General features: G+C 74.1%; 16 protein-coding genes. 6 read left to right on the top strand and 10 right to left on the bottom strand.

The genetic code is table 11. The features are described from left to right. The first annotated feature begins 150 nt into the window (after positions 1-150). Together PV350_RS29230 and PV350_RS29235 are read left to right on the top strand one after the other, a co-directional pair. Entirely contained in the window at positions 151-1,581 is a 1,431-nt protein-coding gene (locus PV350_RS29230) for a cytochrome ubiquinol oxidase subunit I (RefSeq protein WP_499516103.1), read from the top strand. Continuing rightward, positions 1,581-2,603, top strand: a complete 1,023-nt coding sequence (locus PV350_RS29235; protein WP_499516104.1) for a cytochrome d ubiquinol oxidase subunit II — start codon at positions 1,581-1,583, stop codon at positions 2,601-2,603. The genes PV350_RS29230 and PV350_RS29235 overlap by 1 nt, the downstream gene beginning before the upstream one ends. Positions 2,604-3,000: 397 nt before the next feature. On the opposite strand, the gene PV350_RS29240 is transcribed toward PV350_RS29235, so the two are convergent. The 4 genes from PV350_RS29240 to PV350_RS29255 form a co-directional block, all read right to left on the bottom strand. Further along, positions 3,001-7,545, bottom strand: a complete 4,545-nt coding sequence (locus PV350_RS29240; protein ID WP_500336901.1) for a S8 family serine peptidase — start codon at positions 7,543-7,545, stop codon at positions 3,001-3,003. Positions 7,546-7,695: 150 nt separating this feature from the next. Further along, on the bottom strand, positions 7,696-8,706 hold the full coding sequence (locus PV350_RS29245) for a LuxR C-terminal-related transcriptional regulator (protein WP_499516106.1): 1,011 nt from the start codon (positions 8,704-8,706) through the stop codon (positions 7,696-7,698). Positions 8,707-8,781: 75 nt separating this feature from the next. Next, positions 8,782-9,705 (bottom strand): NADP-dependent oxidoreductase, encoded by a 924-nt coding sequence (locus PV350_RS29250; protein WP_499516107.1) that lies wholly within the window; start codon positions 9,703-9,705, stop codon positions 8,782-8,784. Continuing rightward, positions 9,705-10,214 (bottom strand): nuclear transport factor 2 family protein, encoded by a 510-nt coding sequence (locus tag PV350_RS29255; RefSeq protein WP_499516108.1) that lies wholly within the window; start codon positions 10,212-10,214, stop codon positions 9,705-9,707. The genes PV350_RS29250 and PV350_RS29255 overlap by 1 nt, the downstream gene beginning before the upstream one ends. 144 nt (positions 10,215-10,358) lie before the next feature. Between PV350_RS29255 and PV350_RS29260 the strand changes: the two genes are divergently transcribed. Continuing rightward, the gene (locus PV350_RS29260) at positions 10,359-11,192 is read left to right on the top strand and encodes a LysR family transcriptional regulator (RefSeq protein WP_500336903.1); all 834 of its coding nucleotides are present in this window, start codon (positions 10,359-10,361) and stop codon (positions 11,190-11,192) included. Between the two features lie 148 nt (positions 11,193-11,340). Beyond that, positions 11,341-11,952 carry an NADPH-dependent FMN reductase family protein gene (wrbA, locus tag PV350_RS29265; RefSeq protein ID WP_499516111.1) on the top strand — a complete coding sequence of 204 codons (612 nt, stop codon included), beginning with the start codon at positions 11,341-11,343 and terminating at the stop codon, positions 11,950-11,952. Positions 11,953-12,080: 128 nt separating this feature from the next. Here wrbA and PV350_RS29270 read toward each other — a convergent pair whose 3' ends face one another. Continuing rightward, the gene (locus PV350_RS29270; protein WP_499516112.1) at positions 12,081-12,386 is read right to left on the bottom strand and encodes a hypothetical protein; all 306 of its coding nucleotides are present in this window, start codon (positions 12,384-12,386) and stop codon (positions 12,081-12,083) included. Positions 12,387-12,545: 159 nt separating this feature from the next. Beyond that, positions 12,546-13,475: an alpha/beta hydrolase gene (locus PV350_RS29275; protein WP_500336905.1), complete on the bottom strand. Its 930-nt coding sequence runs from the start codon at positions 13,473-13,475 to the stop codon at positions 12,546-12,548. 162 nt (positions 13,476-13,637) lie between these two features. Here PV350_RS29275 and PV350_RS29280 point away from each other — a divergent pair, with 162 nt between their 5' ends. Next, positions 13,638-14,552: a helix-turn-helix domain-containing protein gene (locus PV350_RS29280; protein ID WP_500336907.1), complete on the top strand. Its 915-nt coding sequence runs from the start codon at positions 13,638-13,640 to the stop codon at positions 14,550-14,552. Positions 14,553-14,568: 16 nt separating this feature from the next. Here PV350_RS29280 and PV350_RS29285 read toward each other — a convergent pair whose 3' ends face one another. The 4 genes from PV350_RS29285 to PV350_RS29300 all read right to left on the bottom strand — a co-directional run bounded on the left by PV350_RS29285 (position 14,569) and on the right by PV350_RS29300 (position 23,010). After that, positions 14,569-16,869 carry a SpoIIE family protein phosphatase gene (locus tag PV350_RS29285; RefSeq protein WP_500336909.1) on the bottom strand — a complete coding sequence of 767 codons (2,301 nt, stop codon included), beginning with the start codon at positions 16,867-16,869 and terminating at the stop codon, positions 14,569-14,571. A 169-nt stretch (positions 16,870-17,038) separates the two neighbouring features. Further along, positions 17,039-20,515: a phosphodiester glycosidase family protein gene (locus PV350_RS29290; protein ID WP_500336911.1), complete on the bottom strand. Its 3,477-nt coding sequence runs from the start codon at positions 20,513-20,515 to the stop codon at positions 17,039-17,041. Between the two features lie 163 nt (positions 20,516-20,678). Continuing rightward, complete coding sequence (locus PV350_RS29295) at positions 20,679-21,440, bottom strand: GNAT family N-acetyltransferase (protein WP_499517033.1); 762 nt, start codon at positions 21,438-21,440, stop codon at positions 20,679-20,681. A 40-nt stretch (positions 21,441-21,480) separates the two neighbouring features. Then, positions 21,481-23,010 carry an MFS transporter gene (locus PV350_RS29300; protein ID WP_500336913.1) on the bottom strand — a complete coding sequence of 510 codons (1,530 nt, stop codon included), beginning with the start codon at positions 23,008-23,010 and terminating at the stop codon, positions 21,481-21,483. Positions 23,011-23,216: 206 nt separating this feature from the next. Between PV350_RS29300 and PV350_RS29305 the strand changes: the two genes are divergently transcribed. Beyond that, on the top strand, positions 23,217-23,660 hold the full coding sequence (locus PV350_RS29305) for a VOC family protein (protein ID WP_499516117.1): 444 nt from the start codon (positions 23,217-23,219) through the stop codon (positions 23,658-23,660). The last annotated feature ends 74 nt before the right edge of the window (positions 23,661-23,734 follow it).

Here is a 23,734-nt window from a genome sequence, read left to right on the forward strand (position 1 = left end):
ATTTGAAAGAGGTCTCTGGGGTCCGGAAATTTGTTAAAGGACAGACCTATGGTGAGCGTCCTGTCACGAAAGGGTCGTGGTCGATGTGATGGCGGTGGCGTGCACGGGGGGCCCAGGCCGGAAGCCCCCTGCTGACCGGCGGTGCGGGCGATGACGGGGGCCTGGCAGGTGGTGGCGCAGGGCCTCGGGTCGGCGGGTGATCCGGCGCAGTTGCTGCCGGCCCGTCAGCAGATGGCCTTCACTCTGGGCTTCCACATCATCCTGGTGCCGTTCGGTGTCGCCCTCACCACGCTGATGCTCATCGCGAACCACCGCGGTCTGCGCCGCGGGGACGCCGACGCCATGCTGCTGGCGCGGCGCTGGTCGAAGGTGGCCGCGGTGCTCTTCGCCGTGGGGGCGATCACGGGCACCGTCCTCTCCTTCGAGCTGGGCATCCTCTGGCCGGGCCTGATGCGCGGGTACGGGCCGGCCTTCGGGTTCCCGTTCGCCATCGAGGGGCTGTTCTTCTTCCTCGAGGCGATCTTCGTGTCCCTCTACATCTACGGCTGGGACCGGCTGTCGCCGTGGGCGCACTTCTGGACGGGCGTACCGGTGGCGCTCTCCAGCATCGGGGGCGCGGCCGCCGTCATCGCGGCCAACAGCTGGATGAACCAGCCCGGCGGCTTCACGATGCGCGACGGGAAGATCGTGGCCGTCCGGCCGGCGGAGGTCTTCTTCAACGGGGCGTTCCGGTGGGAGTTCCTCCACATGCTGCTCGCCGCGTACATCGTCGCCGGTTTCGCGGTGGCGAGCGTCTACGCGGTCGGCATGCTGCGGGGCCGTACGTCCCGCTACCACCGCACCGGGTTCCTCATCGGCTTCGTCACCGCCGCCGTCGCGCTGCCCCTGCAGGTCGTGGTGGGCGACACCATCGCCCGGTACGTGTACCAGGCCGAGCCCGCCAAGTTCGCCGCGGTCGAGCTGCTGCCGCAGACCGGCACGCACGTCCCGGAGACGCTCGGCGGGGTACTGGTCGACGGCGAGGTCAGGTACGGGCTCCCCGTACCGGACATGGCCTCCCTGCTGGCCGGATTCCACCCGTCCACCGAGATCAAGGGGCTCGACGCGATCCCCGCGGACGTACGCCCCTCGGACCGGATCGTGAGCACCGTCCACCTCGCCTTCGACGTGATGGTCGGGCTGTCCTTCGCCCTGCTGGCGCTCGTCGTGTGGTTCCTCTGGCTGTGGTGGCGGCGGCGCTCCCTGGAACGGCAGCCGTGGTTCCTGCGCTGCTGCGCGGTCAGCGGGCTCGCCGCCGTGGCCTGCCTGGAGACCGGATGGATGGTCACGGAGCTGGGCCGCCAGCCCTGGACCGTCGTCGGCCACCTCCTCACCCGCGACGCGGTGACCACCCAGGGCAACCTGTGGCCGTTCTTCGGGTCGGTCGTCGTCATCTACGCGGCCGTGGGCGCCGGCGCGGTGACGGTGCTGCTGTCGATGAAACGGCGCTGGCAGGCCGGGGACGACGACAGCGTGGACGTCCCCTACGGTCCGCGCAGCGGCCCGGAACCCGTCGCTGCGCGAGCCGGGACGGAGCGGTGATGCCGGAAGCTGTCGCGGCCTTCCTCTTCCTCGGCGTCATCGCGTACTGCCTCTTCGGCGGCGCGGACTTCGGCGCCGGTTTCTGGGACCTGACGGCGGGCGGGGCCGAGCGGGGCCGGCGCCCCAGGCACCTGATCGACACCTCCGTCGGCCCGGTGTGGGAGGCCAACCACACCTGGCTCGTCTACTGCCTGGTCTTCCTCTGGTCGGGGTTCCCGGCCGCGTTCACCGCCATCACCACGACCCTCTACGTCCCGCTGGGCATCGCCGTCCTGGGCATCGTGCTGCGCGGCGCCGGCTTCGCCTTCCGCAAGGCCTCGCTGCGCACCCCCGAGCAGCGGGTGTACGGGGTCGCGTTCGCCGCCTCGTCCGTCCTGACCCCGTACTGCTTCGGATCGATCGCCGGGGGCATCGCCTCCGGGCGCGTGCCCTCGGCGGGCAACGGGAACGCCGTCACGAGCTGGCTGAACCCCACCTCGGTGCTCGGCGGCGTGCTGGCCGTCCTCGTCTGCGCCTACCTCGCCGCCACCTACCTGTACGTGGCGGCCCGTCAGCAGCGCGACCACACCCTGCAGCGGCACTTCCGCAGCAGGGCCCTGTGCGCCGCCGTGCTGACCGGAGCCGTCAGCATCGCCGGCGTCTTCGTGCTGCAGCAGGACTCGCCGCACCTGTTCCGCCGTCTCAGTCACGGCGCCCTGCCGCTGGTGCTGCTGGCGGCGCTCTGCGGGGTCGCGACCACGGTCATGGTGTGGCGTCAGCGGACGAGGTTCCTGCGCGGGCTCGCCGCGGCCGCGGTCGCCCTGGTCGTGCTCGGGTGGGGCGTCGCCCAGTACCCGTACCTCCTCGGCACCCATCTGGAGATCGGCGAGGCCGCGGCCCCGCAGGCCACCCTGGCGGTGACGATCGGCGTCGCCGTCGTGGCCGGACTCCTCATCTTCCCCTCCATCGCGCTCCTGTTCCGGCTCGCCAACCGGGGCAGCCTGCGGCCGGGGGATCAGGAACCGGCCGAGCCGCGGCCCTGAGGGCACGTCCGCCCGGGCGCACGTGAACGGGGGGAGAGGGGGAGGCGATTGCCCGCCGATGCCTGCGTGTACGCGCCAGGTCATCAGCGGGTCCGGGTTCTCGCGGGCCGAGGTCGCCGTGGCGTGGGCCGCGATCCTGCTCGTCATGGGGCAGCCGAGCGGCGAGTCCCCGGCCGGGGACTCGCCGTCATGGGGCGTTCGCGTCCCGGGCGTGCCGCAGACGGCGGGGCGCCCGGGGGCCGGAGTGCCGGCTCCCCTCGCCGGGACCATGGGCCCCGCGTTGCGGTGTCCACGGTGGCGGGCACGCCCGGCGGTCCGGTCGGCGGGCACGCACCCTGTGATGACCGCGGCCCGGCCGGCGTACCCCTGGGGAGGGTACGCCGGCCAGGCCCACCGGTCAGCCGGAGAGGCCGAGCACGGTCTCGCCCGAACGGCCCGCCCCGGTTCCGGTCACCCGTACCGTCAGCGTCCGTCCGTGGCCGTGCGGGACCGTGACGAACGCGTGGGCGAAGCCCGCGGCCGTCGCGCGGCCGGAGCCGACGACCCGGCCGTCGAGCCGCACGGTGAACCGTTCACTCGGCGACAGGCCCGCCGCGGTGACCGACGCCGTGGAACCGGCGGCCGCCTCCCTGGGCATGGTGTCGACCACGAACGGCGACCGGGACCCGGAGCCGTGCACCGGTTCGAGGTCGTCCGCGTCCACCGGCGGCACGAGGATCCGCCGCACCGCCAGGGCCTGGAAGATCGGGCCCTGGATCTCGTAGTACGCGGTGGCCCACAGCGGCCGCCCGGCGGGCACCGTGACGGTCCGGGAGATCGGCGCCCCCTCCTGCGGGCTGCGCGTGGTGGGGATGCGCTCGTCGAGGAGGAGCGAGCTGCCCGCGTAGATCTCCGGGCCCTCGCCGACGGTCAGGGCGAATCCCCCGCTGTACGCCGCGGGACGGTTGGTCACGGTCATCCTCAGCGGCGCGGGGCCGCCGTGGTGCTTCGCCGGGGTGCCGCGCTGGAAGGTCGCGTAGAACGGCTCCACCATCGCGGGCCGGCCGGTGCGCCCGGCACGGTCCTTGTTCCGGTACGTGGCCACGGTCGTCCCGTCGAGCACGAGGTCGAGGCGGTCCACCCCGGTCGTGTCGTAGGAGCGGGTGAACGTGTCCTCGGGATCGGTCTGCAGCGTGGCGAGGACCAGGTCGCCGTTGGTCAGCTTGTAGCGCAGCGTCGGGAAGACCGGCACCTCCGAGTTGTTGGTGTAGCTCACCTGCGCGGTGTGCGCCGTGCTGCGGTCCTCGGTGATGGACGCGGTGCTCGCCTTGACGGCGGTGGGCATCCAGGTCACCGACTTGGTCTGCCCGGTGCGGCCGTGGCCCGCGACCACGGCGAGGGTGGCGGTGAGCTTCCCCGGCCTGGTCTCGACCGGGTCGGACTTCCAGGCGGACCAGGGCAGTTCGCCCGCGTCGACGGCGAGCGTCCGGTCCAGGTAGGTGCCGGAGGCGCCGCGGACGGTGATGCGCACCGTGCCCTTGCCCTTGACGGCGGTGGTCATCGCGGCCAGCGGGTTGCCGTCGAAGGCGTGGGCGTCGGAGTGCTCGGCGTCGCCCAGGACCAGCTTGGCGACGGTGAAGGAGCCGCCCGCGCTCCGGCTGCCGTACCTGACCTCCAGGGTCTGCTTCCCGGTGGCGATGTCGGCCGGGAGGGTGACGAGACGGCCCACGCCGCCGTCGTCGGTGGTGCGTCCGGTCGCCAGCACCCGGTTGGTGCCCTTCACCCGGATCTGGAAGTCGACGGCCGGGGTCAGGTCCTTCGCCACGACGACGGCGGACTGGCCCGGCACGGCGTAGGCGGGCTTGACGGCGACCGTGGGCCGGGCGCCGGGGGAACCGCCGGGCGGGCCGGTGCGCGGGTCACCGGTGACGGTCACGTAGGTGGTCCGTCCGGTGTCGCCGTACGTGACGCGGCCGAGGTACACCGCTCCGGCCCGCAGGCCCTTCCAGGACAGGGTGACCGGGGTGGTGCCGCCCGCGTGCAGGGCCGCCGTGGCGGGCTGCGCGGTGAACGAGCCCTCGGCGCCCTTGTCGCCCAGGGCGAAGCTGGTCACCGTGAAGTCGAGCGGTCCGGACCCGGCGAAGAAGTCCACCTCGACCTCGTACAGACCGGGTTCGGGGTCCTCCAGGTCGAGCTGCTCGTCGGCGGACTCGGTGGCCGCCCGGTCGACCAGCGCCGTGTCGCCGTACTCGTTGAGCCGGTACACCGACAGGTCCAGGTCGGCCGAGTCGTCGGCGGCGTCGAGGGCGAAGCGGGCGTGCTCCGTCCCGGCCGGCACCTCCACGACGTGGGTCCGCGCGGGTCCGCCGACCGTTCCCGAGTCCTGGACCCGCAGGCCGCGGGAGAGCCCGGTGAGGTCCAGCGGCACGTCGCGGTCCTCTCCGCCCTTGAGGGGCAGGGTGGTCCGGCCGGTGCTCCCCGCGGCGGCGACCGCCGTGGGCGCCACCAGGGTCACCGGTCGTACGGCGACCGCGCTGCGCACGCTCTGCCCACCGGCGCGCCAGGTCAGGTACCCCGTGGCGTACTCGCCCAGCGGCGCGGTGGTCCGGGTGAACGTCACCTTGAACGTCCTGGACTGCCCCGCCGCGGTGAAGGTCAGCGACCGCGGCTCGACGACGGTGTCCACGCCCGGGATCCGCACGGGGTCGGCGGTGAAGGTGCCGGGCCCCGTCGACGTCACGGTGCGGGTCACGGTCTGCCGGCCGGCCAGCGAACCGACGCCGATCGACGCCAGGTTGAGGTCGGACGGCGCGGGCGCCGTACGGTCGCCCTTGACCCCGGCGACGTACCGCGCCCAGTCGTCGGGACCGTTCAGGTACAGCAGCCCGGGGTGCAGGTAACGGGTCGCGTCCACCTGGCCGTTGCCCTGGGCGAAGACGTCCTCCGACGCTTCCCCCGCGGCCGTCACGGTGGGCCGGGTGGTGGTCATCAGCGCGGACTTGATCTCGGCCGGGGTCGCCTGCGGGTGCAGGCCGAGGTAGAGCGCGCCGAGACCGGCCACGTGCGGGGACGCCATCGAGGTGCCCGACATGAAGGTGAAGCTCGGCCGCCCACCGGCGGCGTTGGCGCCGTCGGCGAGGACGGCCACACCCGGAGCCGCGAGGTCGGGCTTGATCAGGTCGCCGCCGTCGGCCTGGACCGGGCCGCGCGAGGAGAACCCGGCGATCTGCGGGACCGCCGCCGACGCCAGCCGGTGCGGGTTGCCGGCCACCAGGGTGGCCGTGGGCGCGTCGGTGGCGGCGTACGAGACCAGCGCGTCGTAGCCGTCCGCGTCGACGGCGATCGTCGGGACGGCGTGGGTGTCGAGGTCCGTCGAGTCCGGCGAGGGGTTCACCAGGACCATCCCGATGCCGCCCGCGCGCTTCACCTCGGCCGACTTGGCCGCCCGGTCGTACGTGCCGCGCTCGCACAGCACGATCGCGCCCTTGACCTTGGCACCGTCCAGGCTGTCGGGACCGCACAGCTGCGGCCGGACGGAGATCGCGGTCCCGGCGCCCGAGGCGGCGACCAGCGGGCCGGTCACCTTGCGGCCGTCCGCCGGGAGCGAGACGGACGCGCCGAGCACGTTCTGGCCGTCGCCGAGCTCCACCGTGGCCTCGCGGGTCGGCATGGTGCTCGCCGCCGCGGTGGTGATCCACGGCGATGCGTTGTCGACGGTGCTGTCGCCGGGCCCGGAGTTGCCGCCGGCGGTGGCGACGAAGATGCCGCTCGCGGCGGCGTTGCGGAACGCCTCGTCCACGACCGAGTCGGTGGTGAGGGCGCCGCCGGCCGAGCCGATGGAGTAGTTGATCACGTCGACGTTGTCGGCGACGGCCGCGTCGATCGCGGCCAGCAGGTCACCGGTGGCGCAGCCGTCGTCCGTGGTGTCCTTCGCGTCGGGGCCGCTCCAGCAGGCCTTGTAGGCCGCCACCTTGGCGGCCGGCGCGACACCGGAGATCGGGCCCATCGGCACGCCGCCCAGGTCGGCGGCGACGCCGCCCGCGCCCGCGGCCGTGCTGGCGGTGTGCGAACCGTGCGCCTCGCCGTCCCGCGGCGACAGGTACTCGCCGACCGAGGGGCCGCCGATGTGGGTGGCGCCGAAGTTGTCGACGAAGTAGCGCGCGGACACCAGCTTGGTGGAGCAGTCCGCGGTGGTGAACTGGACGCCCGCGGTGCAGGTGCCGGTGAAGGTCCCGCCGTCCGCCTTGCGGAAGGTGACCACGGAGCCGTCCAGGTACGGCTCCTGACCGGGCGCGGTACCGAGCGGCGCACCGGCGAACGAGGGGTTCTCCGGGGCGATGCCGGTGTCGACGACGCCGACGACCACGCCCTTGCCGGCGCCCGCGACGCCGCCGTTGGCGGCCCACACCCCGCTCGTGCCGCTGAGGCCCAGGTAGTCCGTCGAGTTGACGGCGGCCAGCGGCTTGCGCAGGTCGTCCTTGACGACCGACACCACCGTGGGATCGGCGCGCAACTCCTCGACCTGCCGTGGCTGGAGCTCGGCCGTGAAGCCGTTGAGCGCGGCGGAGTACGAGGAGATCACGCGGGCGCCGACCGCCTTGGCCGCGTCGTCCTGACGCTCGCGCAGGTAGGTGCGGTAGGCCTTCACGGGTGCCGAGCCCGCCTTCAGGCCCTCGCCCTCGCGGGGGGCCGTGCGGGCCTTGCCGGCCACGCCGCCGGTGTACGTCGCCGCGGCCGGCTCGCGCAGGGTGACGATGTACCGCCCGGCGGACGGCGGTTCGCCGTTCCCCGGGTCGTGCGCGGCGAACGGCGCCGGGACGGCGGGTGGCGTGGGGACCGGGGCCGCGACGGCCGGTGCCGGGGCGGCCGCGGTGAGGACCGTCAGGCTGACGCCGGCGACGAGGGCCGCGAGTGACCGCGGTATCGCCGACCGGCGCGCAGAAGGATGGGCAGGTGGTGCCACCAAAGCTCCTTCATCAGGGGGTGGCCGGACAGCCCGGCCGAGTGGAACGCCGTTCGGGCGCACACAAGTTCTAGCCGGGTGATCCTTTGGTGACCAACGTCCTGCGCTGCCGAAACCGGCCAGTGGCCAGAAGGGGCCACCGCCTTCCGGTCAGATCCAGTTGCGGCGGGCCGCGGCGACGCCCGCGCCGAACCGGTTGGTGGCGCCGAGTTCGGTGAACAGGTCCTGGATCCTGCGGCGCAGCGTCCGGGGCGAGATGCCCAGCTGGCGGGCGATCGCCTCGTCCTTGACGCCGGCCGCGAAGAGCGCGAGCAGGTTCCGCTCCTCGTCGGTCGGCCTGCGGGACCCGTCCGCTGCGTCCGCCGGATCCCCCGGGACCGCCGTCGGCAGGGTGCCGGATCCCGGCTCACCGGTCAACGGGGAGGCGGAGGCCCAGTACTTCTCGAAGAATTCACCCAAGGCCTCCAGCAGGGGCGGGGATTCGGTGTAGAGGTACTCGGCGCTCCCGACCGACAGGCTCAGCGACACCATCGCGGCCGACCGGTCGGCCATCGCCAGCTTGATCGGCAGCGCCGGCACGACCCTGGCCTCCTCCCCGCGCGACACGAGGCTGCCCAGCTCCTGCCACCCGCCGTCGGCCTCGAAGCTGGCGGCGGCGTAGACCGCCCGCACCCGCACGCCCCGCCGTACCGCCGCCTCGTCGAGCGGCTCGTTCGGGGCGAGCAGGAACGGCGGGCGGTCCAGGGCGCACAGTTCGCTCCGCGCGGTCTGCTTGAGCCGGTAGTAGCGGTCCCCGACGGCCTCCAGGCCGCTGATCACGGCGGTGCCGGGACCGCCGTCCCTGGCCCTCCTGGCCGCGTCGAAGAGCACGCCCAGCGGGCCGGCCGCCTCGCGCACCGCGGCCAGCTGGCGCTCGCGCGACTCGACGAGCGCGTGCAGCGCGTGCCGGGGGTCCACCGTGAAGAACTCGCCCGAGGAGCGGCGGCTCATCAGCCCCGCGTGGTGGAGCTGTTCGAGCACCGCCAGCCCCTCGTCCGCCGTCACGCCGAGGGCGGCGACCACGTCGTCGACGGTCGTGCTGTCGCGGGACAGCAGGAGGCGGTAGGCCCGCTCCGCCACCGTGTCCACCCCGACCCACGCGAGCGGTGCGTCATTCTCCACGAGAGCATCCATTCCTGCCGTCCACGTCGCCGACGAGATCGAACCAAGAACGGGCGGCAACTTCAAAGCCGTGGGTCAGGTGACGTCGACGACCACCTTGCCCCGGGAGCCGCCCGCGGCCAGCTGGCGCTGGGCGTCGGCCGCGCGTTCCAGCGGGTGGGTGGCGGCGACCCGCACGGAGAGTTTCCCGGCCTCGGCGAGTACCACCAGCGCGGCGAGGTCGGCCCGGTCGAGGCGGCAGAAGACCGGTACGACCCCCGGCAGCCCGGTCTCCGCGACGGAGGCCACCCGGGCGCCCGTACGGGCGGCGTCCGCCGTCGCGGCGAGGGTGCCGCCACCGGCGGTGTCGAGCACCGCGTCGGCTCCGCGCGGCGCGAGTTCCCGTACCCGCGCGGCGGCCCCCTGTCCGTAGGCGACGGGTTCCGCCCCGAGCGCGCGCAGGTGGTCCTGGTCGGCGGGGGAGGCGGTGCCGATGACCCGGGCGCCGCGGGCCAGCGCGAGCTGGACGGCGAGGGAGCCGACGCCGCCGCCCGCGCCGTGCACGAGCAGGGTCTGGCCCGGCCGGACGTCCAGCGCGCGCACCACCGCCCGATGGGCGGTCAGCCCCGCGAGGGGCAGCCCGGCGGCCTCGGCGAAGCCCATCCCTGCGGGCTTGTGCACCAGGGTGCGCACGTCGGCGGCGACCAGCTCGGCCAGTGCGCCGTGCGCGCGCTGCACGTCGCCGCGGATGTACCCGATGACCTCGTCGCCGGGGGCGAACTCCGGGGCGGCGGGCCCGGCGTGCTCCACCACGCCCGCGATGTCCCAGCCCGGGACGACGGGGAAGTACGTGTCGACGGCGGAGTGGAGCGCTCCCGCCTGGAGTGCCAGGTCGGCGGGGTTGAGCGCCGCCGCGCGCACCCGGACCAGCACCGAGTCGACATGGGTCCTGGGCGTGGGGAGTTCGGCGAGCTCCAGCACCTCGGGGCCGCCGTAGCGGCGGTAGACCACGGCCCGCATCACGCCCCCGGGAGGGCGATCGGCATGTCCATCAGGACGCGGTGGTGGACGATCTTCCACACGCCGTCCACCCGGCGCAGGTCGGTGTCGTAGTAGCCGGACTCGACCGGTTCCACCGTGCCCTGTGCGCCGAAGGCGCCCGCGGGCCACCCCTCGGCGGGCCGCGCGGCGGCGCGCGTCCGGAAGACGACGAACTGGGCGTTCATGTGGGCGTGGTCGCCGTCGACCTCGACGAGGTGGTCGGCGGTCATGTGGTGGCCGGCACCGCCCTCCGGGTGCGGGGCCATGTAGTGCTCGACCGCGTAGGCCACGGCCGCCCCGCCGATGAGGGGCTCGCCGACGGGTTCGTGGCCGGCGGTACCGGTCCTGGCGTAGATCTGCACGACGGCGTCGTCGGTGAACAGGGCTCCCTGGCCCTTGCCGTCCCGTCGGTCCGTCGCGCGGACGTAGCGGGCCAGGACCTCCCGGACCTCCCGGACATCGCGCTCCGCGCGCTCCTCGCTGCTCATGTGTGACGGCTCCCCTTCTTCTCTTCCTGCGGCTCGGGCACCGGAGCGGCCCCCCGAGCCGTCGGGCGTGCGTTCCGTCCCAGTGGACCAGGGGCCGCGCGGGGGAGCCATGACGCTTCTGACATGCGGCGATACTCTGGAGGTATGGATCGCCTGGAGACTCGTGAGCTGGAGTACTTCGTGGCCGTGGCCGAGGAGCTGCACTTCAGCCGCGCGGCGGAGCGTCTGGGCATCGCGCAGCCACCGCTGTCGCGGGCGATCGCGCGCCTGGAGCGCCGCATGGGGGTCCGGCTCCTGGAGCGGACCAGCCGCCGCGTCGCGCTCACCTCCGCAGGGGAGGTCTTCCTGGACGAGTGCCGGCGGCTGCTGCGGGAGCTGGACGGGGCCGTGGAGCGCGCCCGGCGGGCGGCCGCACCGGCCCGGCTCACCCTGGCGGTACGGCCCGGTACGGGTTCGGGCCTGCTGGCGGAGCTGCTCAGGTCGTACGAGGGCGCCGCCCCGGAGCTCGTCTTCACCTACGACCGGGTCGGCGCCCTGCGCGACGGCACGGCCGACGTCGCGCTGCTGTGCGTCGGCAGCGACGACCTGACCGGCCTCGGGACGGCCGACGTGGCGGAGGAGCTGCCCGTCGCGCTGCTGCCGCGTGGGCACCGGCTCGCCGCCCGCGGTGAGGTGACGACCGCCGAGCTGCGCGAGGATCCCGCCTTCCGGGAGGAGTGCCCGCCGGTGGGTCTCGACGAGATCGTCGACCGGGTGGCGCTGGGCCGGCTGGTGACCGTCGTCGGCTCGGCCGCCGCGGACCGTCTGACCCGGGACGTGGTCGCGGTCGCGGTCGCGGACCTGCCCGCGACGACGCTGGCGCTGGCCTGGCCCCGGCAGGCCGGGCGCCCGGAGGTCGCCGCCTTCGCCCGTACCGCGCGGAGCATGGCGGGCGTTCGCGGGGCGGGCGTTCGCGGGATGGGGGACCGGCCGGCGTGACATTCGTCGCACGGGGGCCGGTGGACAGGGGTGCCCCAATGTTGTTTATTCTTCAACCAGTGAAGCGCGGCCCGCCCTCACGGGCCGCGGTGTCCCTGGACCACGCAACCCCGAATCGCGGGGAAGGTCCTCCCTGAAAGGAACCACCTTGTCGATCAAGCTCGCGATCGTCTACTACTCCTCCACCGGCACCATCACCGAGATCGCGAAGGAGATGGCCGAGACCGCGGAGAAGGCCGGCGCCGAGGTCCGCCTGCTCAAGGCCGCGGAGCTCGCCCCGCAGGCGGCGATCGACTCCAACCCCGCCTGGGCCGCCAACCACGCCGCCACCGCCGACGTCCCCGTGGCCACCCCCGCCGACGTCGAGTGGGCCGACGCCGTGATCTTCGGCACCCCCACCCGCTTCGGCAACATGTCCTCGCAGCTCAAGCAGTTCATCGACACCCTCGGTGGCCTGTGGGCGCAGGGCAAGCTGGCCGACAAGGTCTACAGCGGCTTCGTCTCCACCGCCACCTCGCACGGCGGCCAGGAGTCGACCCTCCTCGCCCTGTACAACTCCATCCACCACTTCGGCGGCATCGTCGTGACCCCCGGTTACACCGACCCCGCCAAGTTCGTCGACGGCAACCCCTACGGCACCTCCCACGTGGACGCCCAGGGCAACAACCCCGTCAACGACACCACCCGCACCGCCGCCCGCATCCAGACCGAGCGCGTCATCAAGCTCACCGCGGCGCTGAACCGCGGCCTCGCGGGCTGACCCCGAGCCGACGGCGCACCCGCTGAGACGGACGTTCACGGGTGCGCCGTCCATCCACTCGGCGGCGCCTCCTCCTGTCGTGCCGGAGGCGCCGCCGACCCGTACCCGTATCCCGTGCCCGCGCCGCGTCAGGCGCAGGGGTTGCTGAGGTACACCCACCCCAGCGGATCCCACCGCAGGCGGCGCACCTCGACACCGTCGATCTCGGCGTCGTCCTCACGTGCGGCGCGGGACCGGGGGAGCGAGGCCCGCGCCAGCGCGATCGCCACCGCGTCCTCGGCGTCGTCCGCCTCGCCGACGACGAAGAACTGCCGGCCGACGGAGCCCCGGGGCGTGCGGAAGCGGAAGCCCACGAACCACCGGTCCTGGTCCGCGCAGCCGCCGTCCCCGCGGACGTCGGCGGTCCCCCCGTGACGGTCTCCGGTGCTGGACATGGCGGGTTTCCCTGCTCCTCGGCTGCTGAGGTCCATCGGCATGCGTCGCGTCGCCGGTGGGCGACGAGACTTCACGGTGACACGGCGGGAGCCCGGTGAAAAGGGGACAAAGTCCTCCCCCCATCCGGGGAACATCCCCCGCCGCCGTCCGGAGGGGCCTCAGTCCCGCGCCCTTCCGGGGCCGGACAGGTGCTCCCGGAAGAAGGGAACGGCCTCGGCGACCGCGCGGTCGACGTACTTCGGTACGTCGTAGAAGTCCATGTGGGTACCGCCCTCGACCACCACGAGCCTCTTCGGGCCACGCAGCCGGGCGTGGAGCCCGGTGGTCGCCCACAGCGAGCCCGCGTCGCCGCCCGCCACCATGAGCACCGGCTGGGTGAGCAGGTCCTCGACCAGGTGGAAGGCGTCGAAGGCCAGGATCCGCGAGATGCTCCCGGCGAAGATCTTCCTGTTCCGCGCGTTCGGGTGCTGGGCCCGCGGGGTCAGGTAGTAGTCGTGCGCCTCGACCAGGTCGCGCGGGGTGTCCGCGTCCGTCTCCCACGGGACGTAGGGGACGGTGGCGACCTCGGCGCCCTGCGCCTCGGCCGTCCGCTGCTCCGCGGCCGCGCCCAGCGTCGGCGCCGCGGCCGCGTCGGGGTCGGTGCCGAACCAGCCCCTGCGGTAGGAGGCGCCGATGTTCACCGCGCTGACCGTGGCGACGGCCTTGACGCGGTGGTCGGTCATCGAGGCGTTGACGGCGTAGCCGCCGCCGGCGCAGACACCGAGGACGCCGATGCGCCCGGGGCCGACGAAGCCGAGCGTCTGGAGGTGGTCCACCGCCGCGCGCACGTCCTCGACGCGGGCGGCCGGGTCCTCCAGGTGGCGCGGCTCGCCACCGCTCTCGCCCTGGTGGGAGGCGTCGAAGGCGAGCGCGACGAAGCCCTGCTCGGCCATCCTGCTCGCGTACGGACCCGCGGTCTGCTCCTTGACGCCACCGCCGGGGTGGACGGTGACGATCGCCGGGTACCGGCCCCGGGGGTCGAAGTCCGCCGGGAGGTGGAGGTGGCCCGCCATGGTGACCGGGCCGTTGGGGAAGGTGACGGCGTCCACTGGTTGCTCCTTGTCGTCGTCGTCGGGGGTCCGGGTCCCGGCCGGTCGGCTCGGGCCCGCGGATCCACCCTGCGTCGCCGGGCGCCGGCGGGGGAGAGCCTGTTCATGGGGGGTACCGGCAGCCCCTCCTTGCTCCGGGGCGACCGGCCTCGCCTGGGAAGCATGGAGATCGCCAAGGACATCAAGGACTTCCTGACGACCCGCCGCGCGAAGATCACCCCCGACCAGGTGGGGCTGCCGCCGGGAGGGCGCCGCCGGGTGGCCGGACTGCGGCGCGAGGAGGTCGCGCTCCTGGCCGGGGTGAGCGCCGAGTACTACGTCCAGATCGAGCGGGGCAACGCCACCGGTGTCTCCGAGGAGGTCCTGCACGCGATCGGCCGGCCCCTGCGCCTGAACGAGGCGGAGACGGCGCACCTGTTCGCCCTGGCGCGGGCCGCCGGCACGCGGGCGGGCCAGGGTCCGGCCCGGGGCCGCACGGCCGGCTCGCAGGTACCCCGGGGCGCCCAGGCGCTCATGGACGCGATGGTCACCGCGCCGGCGGTCGTGCAGAACGGGCACCTCGACCTCCTGGGCGCCAACGCGCTGGGCCGGGCCCTATACGGCGGCGTCTTCGAGCGGGCGCACGGGCAGCCGAACCTCGCCCGGTTCGTCTTCCTCGACGACCGCGCCGACGAGATGTTCCCCGCGTGGGAGCACACGGCCGACGTCGTGGTGGCGCTGCTGCGCGTCGAGGCGGCCAGGGCCCCCTACTCCCGGGCGGTCACCGGACTCATCGGGGAACTGGCCACCCGCAGCAGGGAGTTCCGTACCCGGTGGGCGGCCCACGACGTACGCGCGCACCGGCGCGGCACCAAGGAGTTCCGCCATCCCGTGGTCGGTGACCTCACACTGCACTTCGAGGCTCTGGAGATCGCCGGCGCCGGCGGGCTCACCCTGATGGGGTTCACCGCGGAGCCGGGTTCCCCCTCCCACGAGGCCCTGCGGCTGCCGGCCAGCTGGACCGCGACCGAACAGGGCAGCGCCGGAACCCGTTCCACGGAGCCCTCGCCCTCGGGGGAGCGGCCCGGGCAGGGGTGACGGGGGTCCGCCGGACTCAGCGGCCGTCCGTGGGTGTTCCGACCGGCTGCTGGGCCCACACCGTCTTGCCTTGGGCCCGGTAGCGGACGCCCCACTGGTCGGCGAGGCCCGCGATGATGAACAGCCCCCGGCCGTTCTCGTCGACGGTGCGCGCGTGCTTCACGTGCGGGGCGCCGGGGCCGGTGTCGCTGACCTCGCAGGTCAGCATCTGCTCGAGGACCAGGCGCAGGCGCAGGGGTGGAGTGCCGTAACGCACCGCGTTGCCGACGAACTCGCTGACGATGAGCTCGGTGGTGAACGCCGTCTCCTCCGCCACGCCCCAGGCCGCCAGCTGACGGCGGGCCGCCGCGCGGGCGATGGGTGCGGCCTCGGCGCCGGGCGGCAGCGCGCAGGTCAGCACCCGGTCCGCGGGCAGCGCCCGCGTACGGGCGAGCAGCAGCACCGATTCTTCGCCCGCGTCCGTGCCGGTGGACGCGGACCCGATGGCGTCGCGCACCTCCGGCAGGGGCCGGGAGCCCGCGCCGTCCAGCAGCGGCCGCAGCGGCGCGGACGGCGCCAGGACCCGCTCCGCGAACGAGGTCGTCGCCATCGCCAGGGTGCTCCCCACGGGGAGGCCGACGGTGGTCGCGGGGAAAGGGGCGTTGTCCTGGCCGCTGAGCAGGGGACCCGCGGGGACGGCCAGGGTGGCCGAGGTGCCGTCCGGGAGGACGATGACCGGCTCCGGCAGGCCTGCCCGGGCGACGGTGCAGGTGAGTTCCACCGGGTCGCACACGGCGATGGCGCAGCCGATGTCGATCGGTTCGAAGTCCAGCTGCGGCAGCGCGGCCGATGCGGCGGCGAGACGGGCGGCGGTCTCGCTCAGCCGGGCCAGCAGCTCGTCCGGGGGCAGGTCCAAGGCGGCGAGGGTGTGCAGGGCCGTCCGGACCAGCCCCATCGTGATGGCCGCGACGATCCCCCGCCCGGCCACGTCCCCGACGACCAGCGCGGTCCGCGCGCCGGGCAGCGGGATCGCGTCGGACCAGGCCCCGCCGCCCTCCACACCGGGCTGGTGCAGCCGGGCGACCTCCACGGTGGGGCGTCCTGCGGGCTGCCCGGGGAGCAACCGGCGCTGGAGGGTCGAGGCGATGATCCACTCGCGCATGTACTGCCGGGCGTTCTCGATGCAGAGGGCGGCGTGCGCGCACACGGCGGAGGCCACCGCCAGGTCGTCCTCGTCGAAGGGCTCCCGGTCCTGTTCGCGGTAGAAGCTGACCACGCCCAGGGCCTGGCCGCGCAGCGTCAGCGGGGCCACGATCAGGGAGTGGGCGCCGGCTCCCAGGATGGCGTCCGTCCGTGCCGGGTCGGTGGCCAGCCACGCGGCGTGCTCGTCGATCGGCACCAGGCGGGCCCTGGCGTCGGACAGGACGTCCATGAACGGGGTCCCGGGCGGCAGGGGACGCACCTCGCCGACCGGGTACGCCGACAGGCGGCCCCGGAACGCGGCCCGCCGCAGGGGAACGTCCTGGTGCACCGGCACCTTCGGCGGTTCCTCCCCGCGGACGACCTCGTCGACCATCTCGACGACGGCCGTGTCGGCGAAGGCGGGCACGACCGCGTCCACCAGTTCCCGGGAGACGAGTCCCACGTTGGGGACGTGCCCCACCTGTGCGCGGACCTGTTCCAGGAGGTCCAGCCGGCCCCGCGCCCTCTCCCGGTCGGTGACGTCGACCGCGGACGCCACCAGCCCGAGCGCGTCGCCCCAGGAGTCCTCCAGGCGGAAGAAGCAGACGGAGCGGATGCGGCACCCGCGCCGGTCCGGCGACCCGGGGCCGTGGACGAGCCGGTTCAGGACCGGTTCCCCGCTGTCCAGGACCTGCCGCGCCACGCCGGCCTCCGCCTCGGGGCCGTCGAGGTCGTACACCTCGGTGAAGTGCCGGCCCAGCGCGCTCACCGCCCGCGCGCCACCCGCCGCGGTCACGCCGGCGCTCATCCGGATCACGCGCAACTGCCGGTCGAGGACGAGCAGTTCCATGGGGGCGTCGGTGAAGACGGCCCTCAGGATCGCCACGTCCTGCTCCGAGAGGGCCGTGTCCACCGCCGCGCGCACCCGCCACAGCACCGAGGTGCCGCGCAGCACCGGCTCGACCCGTACCGCGACGCCGCCGGGGAACCCGGCGCGCGGACGTCCGGCGTCCGCGGTGATCCCGTGCAGGAGCGCGCCCAGGGACCGGCCGACGGCCTCCTCGGCGGCGCACCCGAACAGCTCCTCGGCCGGACCGCCCCACTCGACCACCCGGCCGTCCTCGTCGACGAGGAACAGCACGTCACCGCTGGGCATGGACCACGCACCTCCGGCTCCATGCCTGCCCGCGCCGTCCCGGCGGCAGGCCCGCCCACGCGACAGCTCCGCCGATCGGCTCAGCCCGTACCACCGCCGGACACGGCACGGCCCTTCCGGGCGGCGCTCCCCGGTACGGGACGCGCCCGGAAGGGCCGGGTGCCGGCGCTCAGCCGCGATGTACCGTGATCGTCCGCTCGGTGGTCACGCCGTTGACGGTCACGCGGAGCACCGCGGTGCCGGTACGCAGCCCCTTGACCGTCGAGGTGGCCGGGTCGTAGGCGATGACGGGCGCCCCATCGTGGTGCCCGTGTCCTTCGCCGTCCCCGTCGCCGCCCGCCACGTCGACGCGGCTGCCGGACCATGCGGCGCCGACCGGCCAGGCCACCGGGACGGTACGGGTGCCGTCCTGGGTGACCGTCGCCGAGGCGTGGCCCACGCCGCCGACGGTGAGCGTGGCGGGGGCGACCATGTCCACCGCGTCGGTGCGGGCGTGCACCTCGGCGCGCAGCCAGGTCCCGGAGTCACCGGAGGGGACGTCGAAGGGGTCGGTGACCCGGCCGTGGCGCGGGTCGATGCCCAGCATCGTCCAGCCGGTGAAGCCGCCGTTGTCGGGCGTACTCGCCGGATTCTTGCCGGAATTGCCGTTCACCAGGTACGGGACGCCGTCGACCCGCGTCGCGGAGAAGGCGCCGACGTGGCCGGCGACGAACGCGGCGGACTTGTGGCCCTCGGCCCGGAAGTCGGCGAGCCACTGCTCGACCAGGGCGGCCTCCTTGCGGTCGCCGAGCTGGCTGGCCTTGTCCGGCAGCGGGTCCTCGGTCGGGTGGTGCTCGAAGACCACGACACCGCTGACGGAACGGTCGGCGGCCGCGTCGCGGAGCTGGTCGTGCAGCAGCTGGAGCTGGGCGAAGCCGCCGCCGCGCAGGGTGCCGCTGGAGGAGTCCAGGGTGATGAAGCGGGTGCCCTCGACGTCGAAGACCGACGTCGTGTCACCGAAGGCGGCCTTGAAGTTGGAGGTGTTCCCGGGGCCCATCACCTCGTGGTTGCCCGGGACGTAGTGCCACGGGACAGTGCCCTTGGTACGGGCGTCGAACTCGTCGAGCAGCGTGCGGGCGAGCGCGAAGTCGGCCGGGGAGCCCTCGTCGACGAGGTCGCCGTTGATGACCAGCAGATCGGGCTTGGCCGCGGCGATCTCCTCCAGGGTCCGGCGGGCCGCGGCGACCAGCGGGCTGCCGGGGTCACGGGCGACGAACTGGGCGTCGGACATGACGGCCACGCGCAGCGGACGGCCGTCGACGGTGCCGTTGGTCACGACGACCGGGTCCTCGACCTTCGGCCGCACCGGCAGCTCCACGTCGGGGGCGACCTTGACCCGCAGGTCGCTGACGGTGACCTCGCCGGTGTAGGAGCGGGCGGCGCTGGTCTCCAGCAGCCGGACCCGCTGGAACGTCAGCGGGTAGGGGGTGCCCACGGGCACGGGGAACTCGACCTTGCGCCAGCCGGTCCAGGTGATGGTGGGGCCGTCCAGGTTGGCGGTCACACCGGCGGCCGTGCGGTACTGCAGGCGCGGCCACTCGCCGTTGCCGTCGCCGTTGATCCACATGGTGACGGCCTGCGGCTGGCCGGGCAGCTGGATCTGCTGCGGCGGCACGGCGTACTGGCCGCGGGTGGCCGTCGACCGGGTGAAGTCGTACGTCAGCTTCAGGCCGGGGGCGCCGTCGTGGCCCGCGGCCGGTGTGACGGAGCCGCCGGGAGCCCGGTCGTTCGCGGAGGTCCAGGAGGCCGCGTCCGACAGGTCCGTGAACGACTTCTCGGCGAGGCCCACCGTGACGGCGACGTCGGTGGTCAGCTCCCCGACCGTCAGGTGCAAGGTGGTGGACGCGCCGTCGGTCAGGCCGCGCACGGTGAAGGTCGCGTCGTCCGCGGGCAGCACCGAGACGATCCCGTCGCCGCCGGTGACCTCGACGTCGGACGCGTCGATCGGGGCGGAGTCGCCGAGCGCGTCGTAACCGGTGACGGTCAGCCGGGCGGTGTCGTCCAGGCCGTCGAGGGCCACCAGGCTGCTGCCCGGGGCGATCCGCACCGCGGGGGCGAGCACGGTCAGCTCCGTCGAACCCGTGGCGCGGTGACCGGAGGAGGCCTCCACCCGGGCGGTGCCCGAGCGCTTGCCGGTGACGACGGCGGAGCCGTCGCGCCCGGAGCGGACGCTCACCCTGCCGTCGCCCTGCCACCGCACCCGTCCGGCCGGCACCGGCGCGTACGTCTCGTCGTGGGCGCGCGCCCGCACGGTGCGGTGCAGCCCGGGGAAGACCTTCTCCGAGCCGTCCGCGGTGAGCGCGGGCTGTACGCGGAAGCCGCGGACCGCGCCCGAGCCGGGCGCGGCGAACAGGCCCAGACCGTTGGCGACCTGCCGCTCCGAACCGTCCGACGGGCTGTTGACCAGGCCCGTCGTGCTCTCGCCCGGCAGCCGGGCGGCCATGGTGGTGGAACCGCCGCCGTCCATGTTCAGGGCGTTCCGGGCGCCGAGGGCCTTCATGAAGGCGCCGAGCTCGTTGAGGTCCATGCCGCGGCTGTCGGTCTGCTTGCCGTCGATGGCGACCAGGTACATGGTGCGGCCGTCGGCGGAGAAGCCGACGCTGGTACGGGAGGTGGCGGTGACGGTGTCGCCGTCCGTGTAGTGCTTGACCGTGCCGTCCGCGACGAGGACCTGGCCGCCGCCCACCGCGACCGCCACGTCGCCGAAGTCGGCGCGCGGCTTGTAGGCGACGGTGACGGCGTCGCCCGGCGCGAGCCCGGCGAGCGCGTCGGCGCCCGCCTCCCGGCCGAGCAGCACGCTGGTGCCCGCGGGGATCGGGCCGCTGCTGACGGACGTGTGCACCTCGGTGACCTTGCCGTCGCGCAGCCGGACCTCGGTGACCCGGTCCGCACCGCCGACCGGCTTGGTGCGCGGGGAGACCCCCCACTGGTCGGTGAAGAGCCCGATCCCGCCGGCCGCCAGGACGGGGGAGTTGACCCCGGACAGCTTCAGGTGCTCCGTCCCGCCGACCGTGACGTCGCCCTCCAGGAACACCTGGGCGAGCCGGCCGAGACCGTCCGCGCCGATGGCGACGGTCTGGTTGCGGCCCTCGGTGGGCGAGTTGACCAGGCCGTCCTTGCGCGACACCGCCGCGCCGACCGGGGCCTCGGTGTCGTTCATGTCGAAGTAGTCGCCGTTGACGGCGGCGACGGCGCCGGTGCGCCGGGCCTGCTCGGTCACCCGGGACTTCCCGGTGACCGTGCCGGAGGATATGTGGTCCACGCTGAGCCGGTCCTCGGCGAGGTCCGCGACGAGCACCTGCCCCCGGACCCAGCCGTCGGCCTCGAAACGGTCGAAGCGGGTCAGGTTCAGCCCGGGCGCGATCGGCGTGCGGGTCTCACGGGTGACGATCGACTCGCCGGGGGTGCTCGGGACGAGTCCGTGGCCGGAGCCGCCCGGCTTCGTCGCGCCCGTGGGCGCCGACACGAGCTGTTCGGGCGCGAACGCCTGGGCGGTCGTCATCATCCCGGCGCCGATGCTGAGCGCGGTGGCCAGGGCGAGCACGGCGGCACCGCGTCGTGCCGCGGAACGCGGGCTCGGGATGGCGGGCTGGAGGGGGAACGGCACTTGCTGACTTCTTTCCCTGTTGGGGTGGTGGTCGCCGTTCAGTTGATGTGCCGTCGGTGTCGCCGTGCCGATAAACGGGTGGTCATCCGGGATGTGCAAGGTGAACATCCGCCACCGCCGGCCCTGTGAGCTGCGGCGACGCCCTTGGGCACCGGCCGAGGGGTCAGCCCGCGGGGGTGAGGTACGTCCAGGTCTCCACCAGCCGGAAGCCCAGGGACTCGTACAGGGGCCGGGACATGGGGGAGTTCTGCGTGAACGCGTGGCGGGCCCCCGACGCGACGGCGTCGTGGAGCCGGGCCGTCACCAGGGCGCGGTAGTGACCGTTGCCCCGGTGCCGCGGCGGTACCGAACCGTTGAACATCCCCACGTGGTCGCCGGTCAGGACGTTGAACCCGGTCGCGACGGCCTCGCCGTCCACGTCGAGGGTGAACGCGGTCATGCCGGGGGCGTCGAGCAGCGCCGGGAGCGCGAACGCGTCCGCGACCTCCCCGGGCATGCCGAACCCCGCCGCGAGCGCGGCGGAGTACCGCCCGGCCTCGGTACCGGTGAGCTTGTGCACCGTGCCGCCCCCGGGCGGCGCGGCGGGCAGTTCGGCGAGCGACGCGGCGTCCCACGCCAGCAGGGGGAGCGTGGTGGCGCCCGTACGGCCGAACCGGGCCGCCAGCGCGGTCAGTTCCGGGCCGGCCTCGCCGCGGACCTGGATGCTCCAGGGCAGACCCGTCGCCGACAGCTCCTCGGCGAGCGCCTCCGTCTCGCGCAGGTCCCGTTCGTGACCCGCGGACACCGTGTTCAGGAGGGCGACAGGCAGGCCGGTGCACACCAGCCGCCCGCCCTTCGGGCCGCGCCGCGTGAAGGCGCCGGGCAGGAGGTCCGTCAACCGCTCCATGGCCCCCTGCAGGGCGTCCACCGCGGCATGGCTGATCATCTCGGTCACGCCGCGGAGGATACCCGGCCCGTCCGTACGGCTACGCCGCCGCCCGAGCCTTGGACGCGAGCACGCCCCCGCGGCGGCGCGGCGAGGGGACGTTCACGAGCAGGGCGGCGACCAGTGCGCCGGTGAGCGTGAGACCGCCGGCCCACCCGAAGGCGGTGGTGAAGCCGTGGACGACGCCGGCGTCGGTGATGGCGTGCCGCTGTGCGGCGGTCACCCGGTCCCCGCCGTGCGCGGCGAGCCGCGCCGCGACGTAGTGGCCGGTTGAGGTGGTGGCGAGGGTGTTGAGCAGGGCGGTGCCCAGGGAACCGCCCACCTGCTGCGCGGTGTTCACCGCCGCGGAGGCCGTGCCCGCGTCCCCCGGGGCGACCCCGGCGGTCGCCGTGGCCATGATGGGCATGAAGACCAGGCCCATGCCGGACCCGAGCAGCACGGCGCCCGGCAGGACGTGGGTGGCGTAGGCCGAGTGCGTGCCGAGGGTGGTGAAGGTGAACATGCCGGCCGCGGCGACGGTTAGTCCCGGCACGATCATCGTCCGCGGCGCCACGCGGGGCAGCAGGCGGGCGGAGACCTGGGTGGAGGTGAGGACGATCGCGGCGGACATCGGCAGGAAGGCGAAGCCGCTCTTGAGCGCCGAGTAGCCGAGGATGTCCTGCAGGTAGTACGTGAGCAGGAGGAACACCGCGAACAGGCCCGTCATCGCCAGTCCCAGGGTCAGGACCGGGCCGCCGTGGGCCCGCGTCGCGATGATGCGCAGCGGCAGCAGGGGGTGGGCGGTGCGGGACTGCCACCAGGTGAACCCGGCGAGGAGCGCCGTGCCCGCGACGAGCAGGCCGGCCACCGTGCCCGACCCCCAGCCGTCGGACTCGGCCCTGCTGAGCGCGTACACCACGGTGACCAGACCGCCGCTGCCGAGGACGGCCCCGGGGACGTCGAGCCGCACCGCGCGGTGCCCGGCGCGGTCCTGGAGGAAGGCGACCGCGCCGGCCACGGCGACGGCGGCGATCGCCACGTTGACGTACAGGCACCAGCGCCAGTCCAGGTACTGGGTCAGGACGCCGCCGAGGAGCAGGCCCAGCCCGCCCCCGGCGCCGGAGAGGGCGCCGAAGATGCCGAACGCCTTCGCGCGTTCCCTGCCGTCGGTGAAGGTCGTGGCCAGCAGGGACAGCGCCGAGGGGGCGAGCAGCGCGGCGAAGCCTCCCTGCAGGGCGCGGGCCGCGAACAGCATGGCGGGGCCCGTGGCGGCGCCGCCGAGCGCGGAGGCGGTGGCGAAGCCGACGAGGCCGGCGGTGAAGGCGTGCTTGCGGCCCACGAGGTCCGCGATGCGTCCGCCGAGGAGCAGCAGTCCGCCGAAGGCGAGCGTGTAGGCGGTCACGACCCACTGCCGGCTGCCGTCGGTGAGCCCGAGGTCGTGCTGGGCCGACGGCAGGGCGATGCTCACGATCGTGGCGTCGAGGACGACCATGAGCTGCGCCAGCGCGATCACGCCCAGGGCCCACCACCGCCGGGTGTCGGGTTCCGCCGGGGGTTCCTGCCGCGGGGTTGTCACAGCCGGTGTGGTCATCTCGGTCTTCCTCACGGATGTCGACGAGGGCGTGGACGCGCCAGGGGCAGACTGCCAAGTACTTGACGGGTCAAGTATATCCTGAGGGTGCCGGGCCGGTGTCCGTGGGGGGACGTGCATCCGTCACCGCCTTGACAGGTTACGGAGTGCTGAGCCATGCTCGTCACCAGTCAAAGCGGTGACGATTACAGAACTGGGAGAACCCGATGGACCTGAAGCTCGAGGTTGTGGTGCTGCCCGTGTCCGATGTGGACCGGGCCAAGGACTTCTACGCGGCGCTGGGCTTCCGGCTGGACGTCGACTACGTCGGCGACGACGGCTTCCGTGTCGTCCACTTCACCCCGGAGGGATCCGGGGCCTCGATCCTCTTCGGCGACGGCGTCACCACGGCCGCACCGGGCTCCGTGCAGGGCCTCCACCTGATCGTCGAGGACATCGTGGCGGCCCGCGCCGAACTGGCGGCACGTGGCGTCGACATCAGCGAGGTGTTCCACGACGCGGGCGGCGTCTTCCACCACGCCGGCGAGACCGCCCGGGTCGCGGGCCCGCACCCGGCGCGTGCCAGCTACGGCTCCTTCGCGACCTTCGCGGACCCGGACGGCAACGGCTGGGCGCTCCAGGAGGTCACGGAGCGTCTGCCGGGTCGCTGACCCCGCCCACCCTCCTCGGAGCCCCCCCCCCCTCCCCCGAACCCCCCCCCCCAAACCTTTCTCCTAAAACAACC

The organism is Streptomyces sp. PA03-6a, assembly GCF_033792765.1.
Lineage (GTDB): Bacteria > Actinomycetota > Actinomycetes > Streptomycetales > Streptomycetaceae > Actinacidiphila.

What these genes read in the sequence shown, in the direction of transcription:
- PV350_RS29230 (WP_499516103.1), top strand. Translation starts at nt 151, where the DNA reads ATGACGGGGGCCTGGCAGGTGGTGGCGCAGGGCCTCGGGTCGGCGGGT.
- PV350_RS29235 (WP_499516104.1), top strand. Translation starts at nt 1,581, where the DNA reads ATGCCGGAAGCTGTCGCGGCCTTCCTCTTCCTCGGCGTCATCGCGTAC.
- PV350_RS29250 (WP_499516107.1), bottom strand. Translation starts at nt 9,705, where the DNA reads ATGCGGGCCGTGGTCTACCGCCGCTACGGCGGCCCCGAGGTGCTGGAG.
- PV350_RS29255 (WP_499516108.1), bottom strand. Translation starts at nt 10,214, where the DNA reads ATGAGCAGCGAGGAGCGCGCGGAGCGCGATGTCCGGGAGGTCCGGGAG.
- PV350_RS29260 (WP_500336903.1), top strand. Translation starts at nt 10,359, where the DNA reads ATGGATCGCCTGGAGACTCGTGAGCTGGAGTACTTCGTGGCCGTGGCC.
- PV350_RS29270 (WP_499516112.1), bottom strand. Translation starts at nt 12,386, where the DNA reads ATGTCCAGCACCGGAGACCGTCACGGGGGGACCGCCGACGTCCGCGGG.
- PV350_RS29280 (WP_500336907.1), top strand. Translation starts at nt 13,638, where the DNA reads ATGGAGATCGCCAAGGACATCAAGGACTTCCTGACGACCCGCCGCGCG.
- PV350_RS29285 (WP_500336909.1), bottom strand. Translation starts at nt 16,869, where the DNA reads ATGCCCAGCGGTGACGTGCTGTTCCTCGTCGACGAGGACGGCCGGGTG.
- PV350_RS29295 (WP_499517033.1), bottom strand. Translation starts at nt 21,440, where the DNA reads ATGATCAGCCATGCCGCGGTGGACGCCCTGCAGGGGGCCATGGAGCGG.
- PV350_RS29300 (WP_500336913.1), bottom strand. Translation starts at nt 23,010, where the DNA reads ATGACCACACCGGCTGTGACAACCCCGCGGCAGGAACCCCCGGCGGAA.
- PV350_RS29305 (WP_499516117.1), top strand. Translation starts at nt 23,217, where the DNA reads ATGGACCTGAAGCTCGAGGTTGTGGTGCTGCCCGTGTCCGATGTGGAC.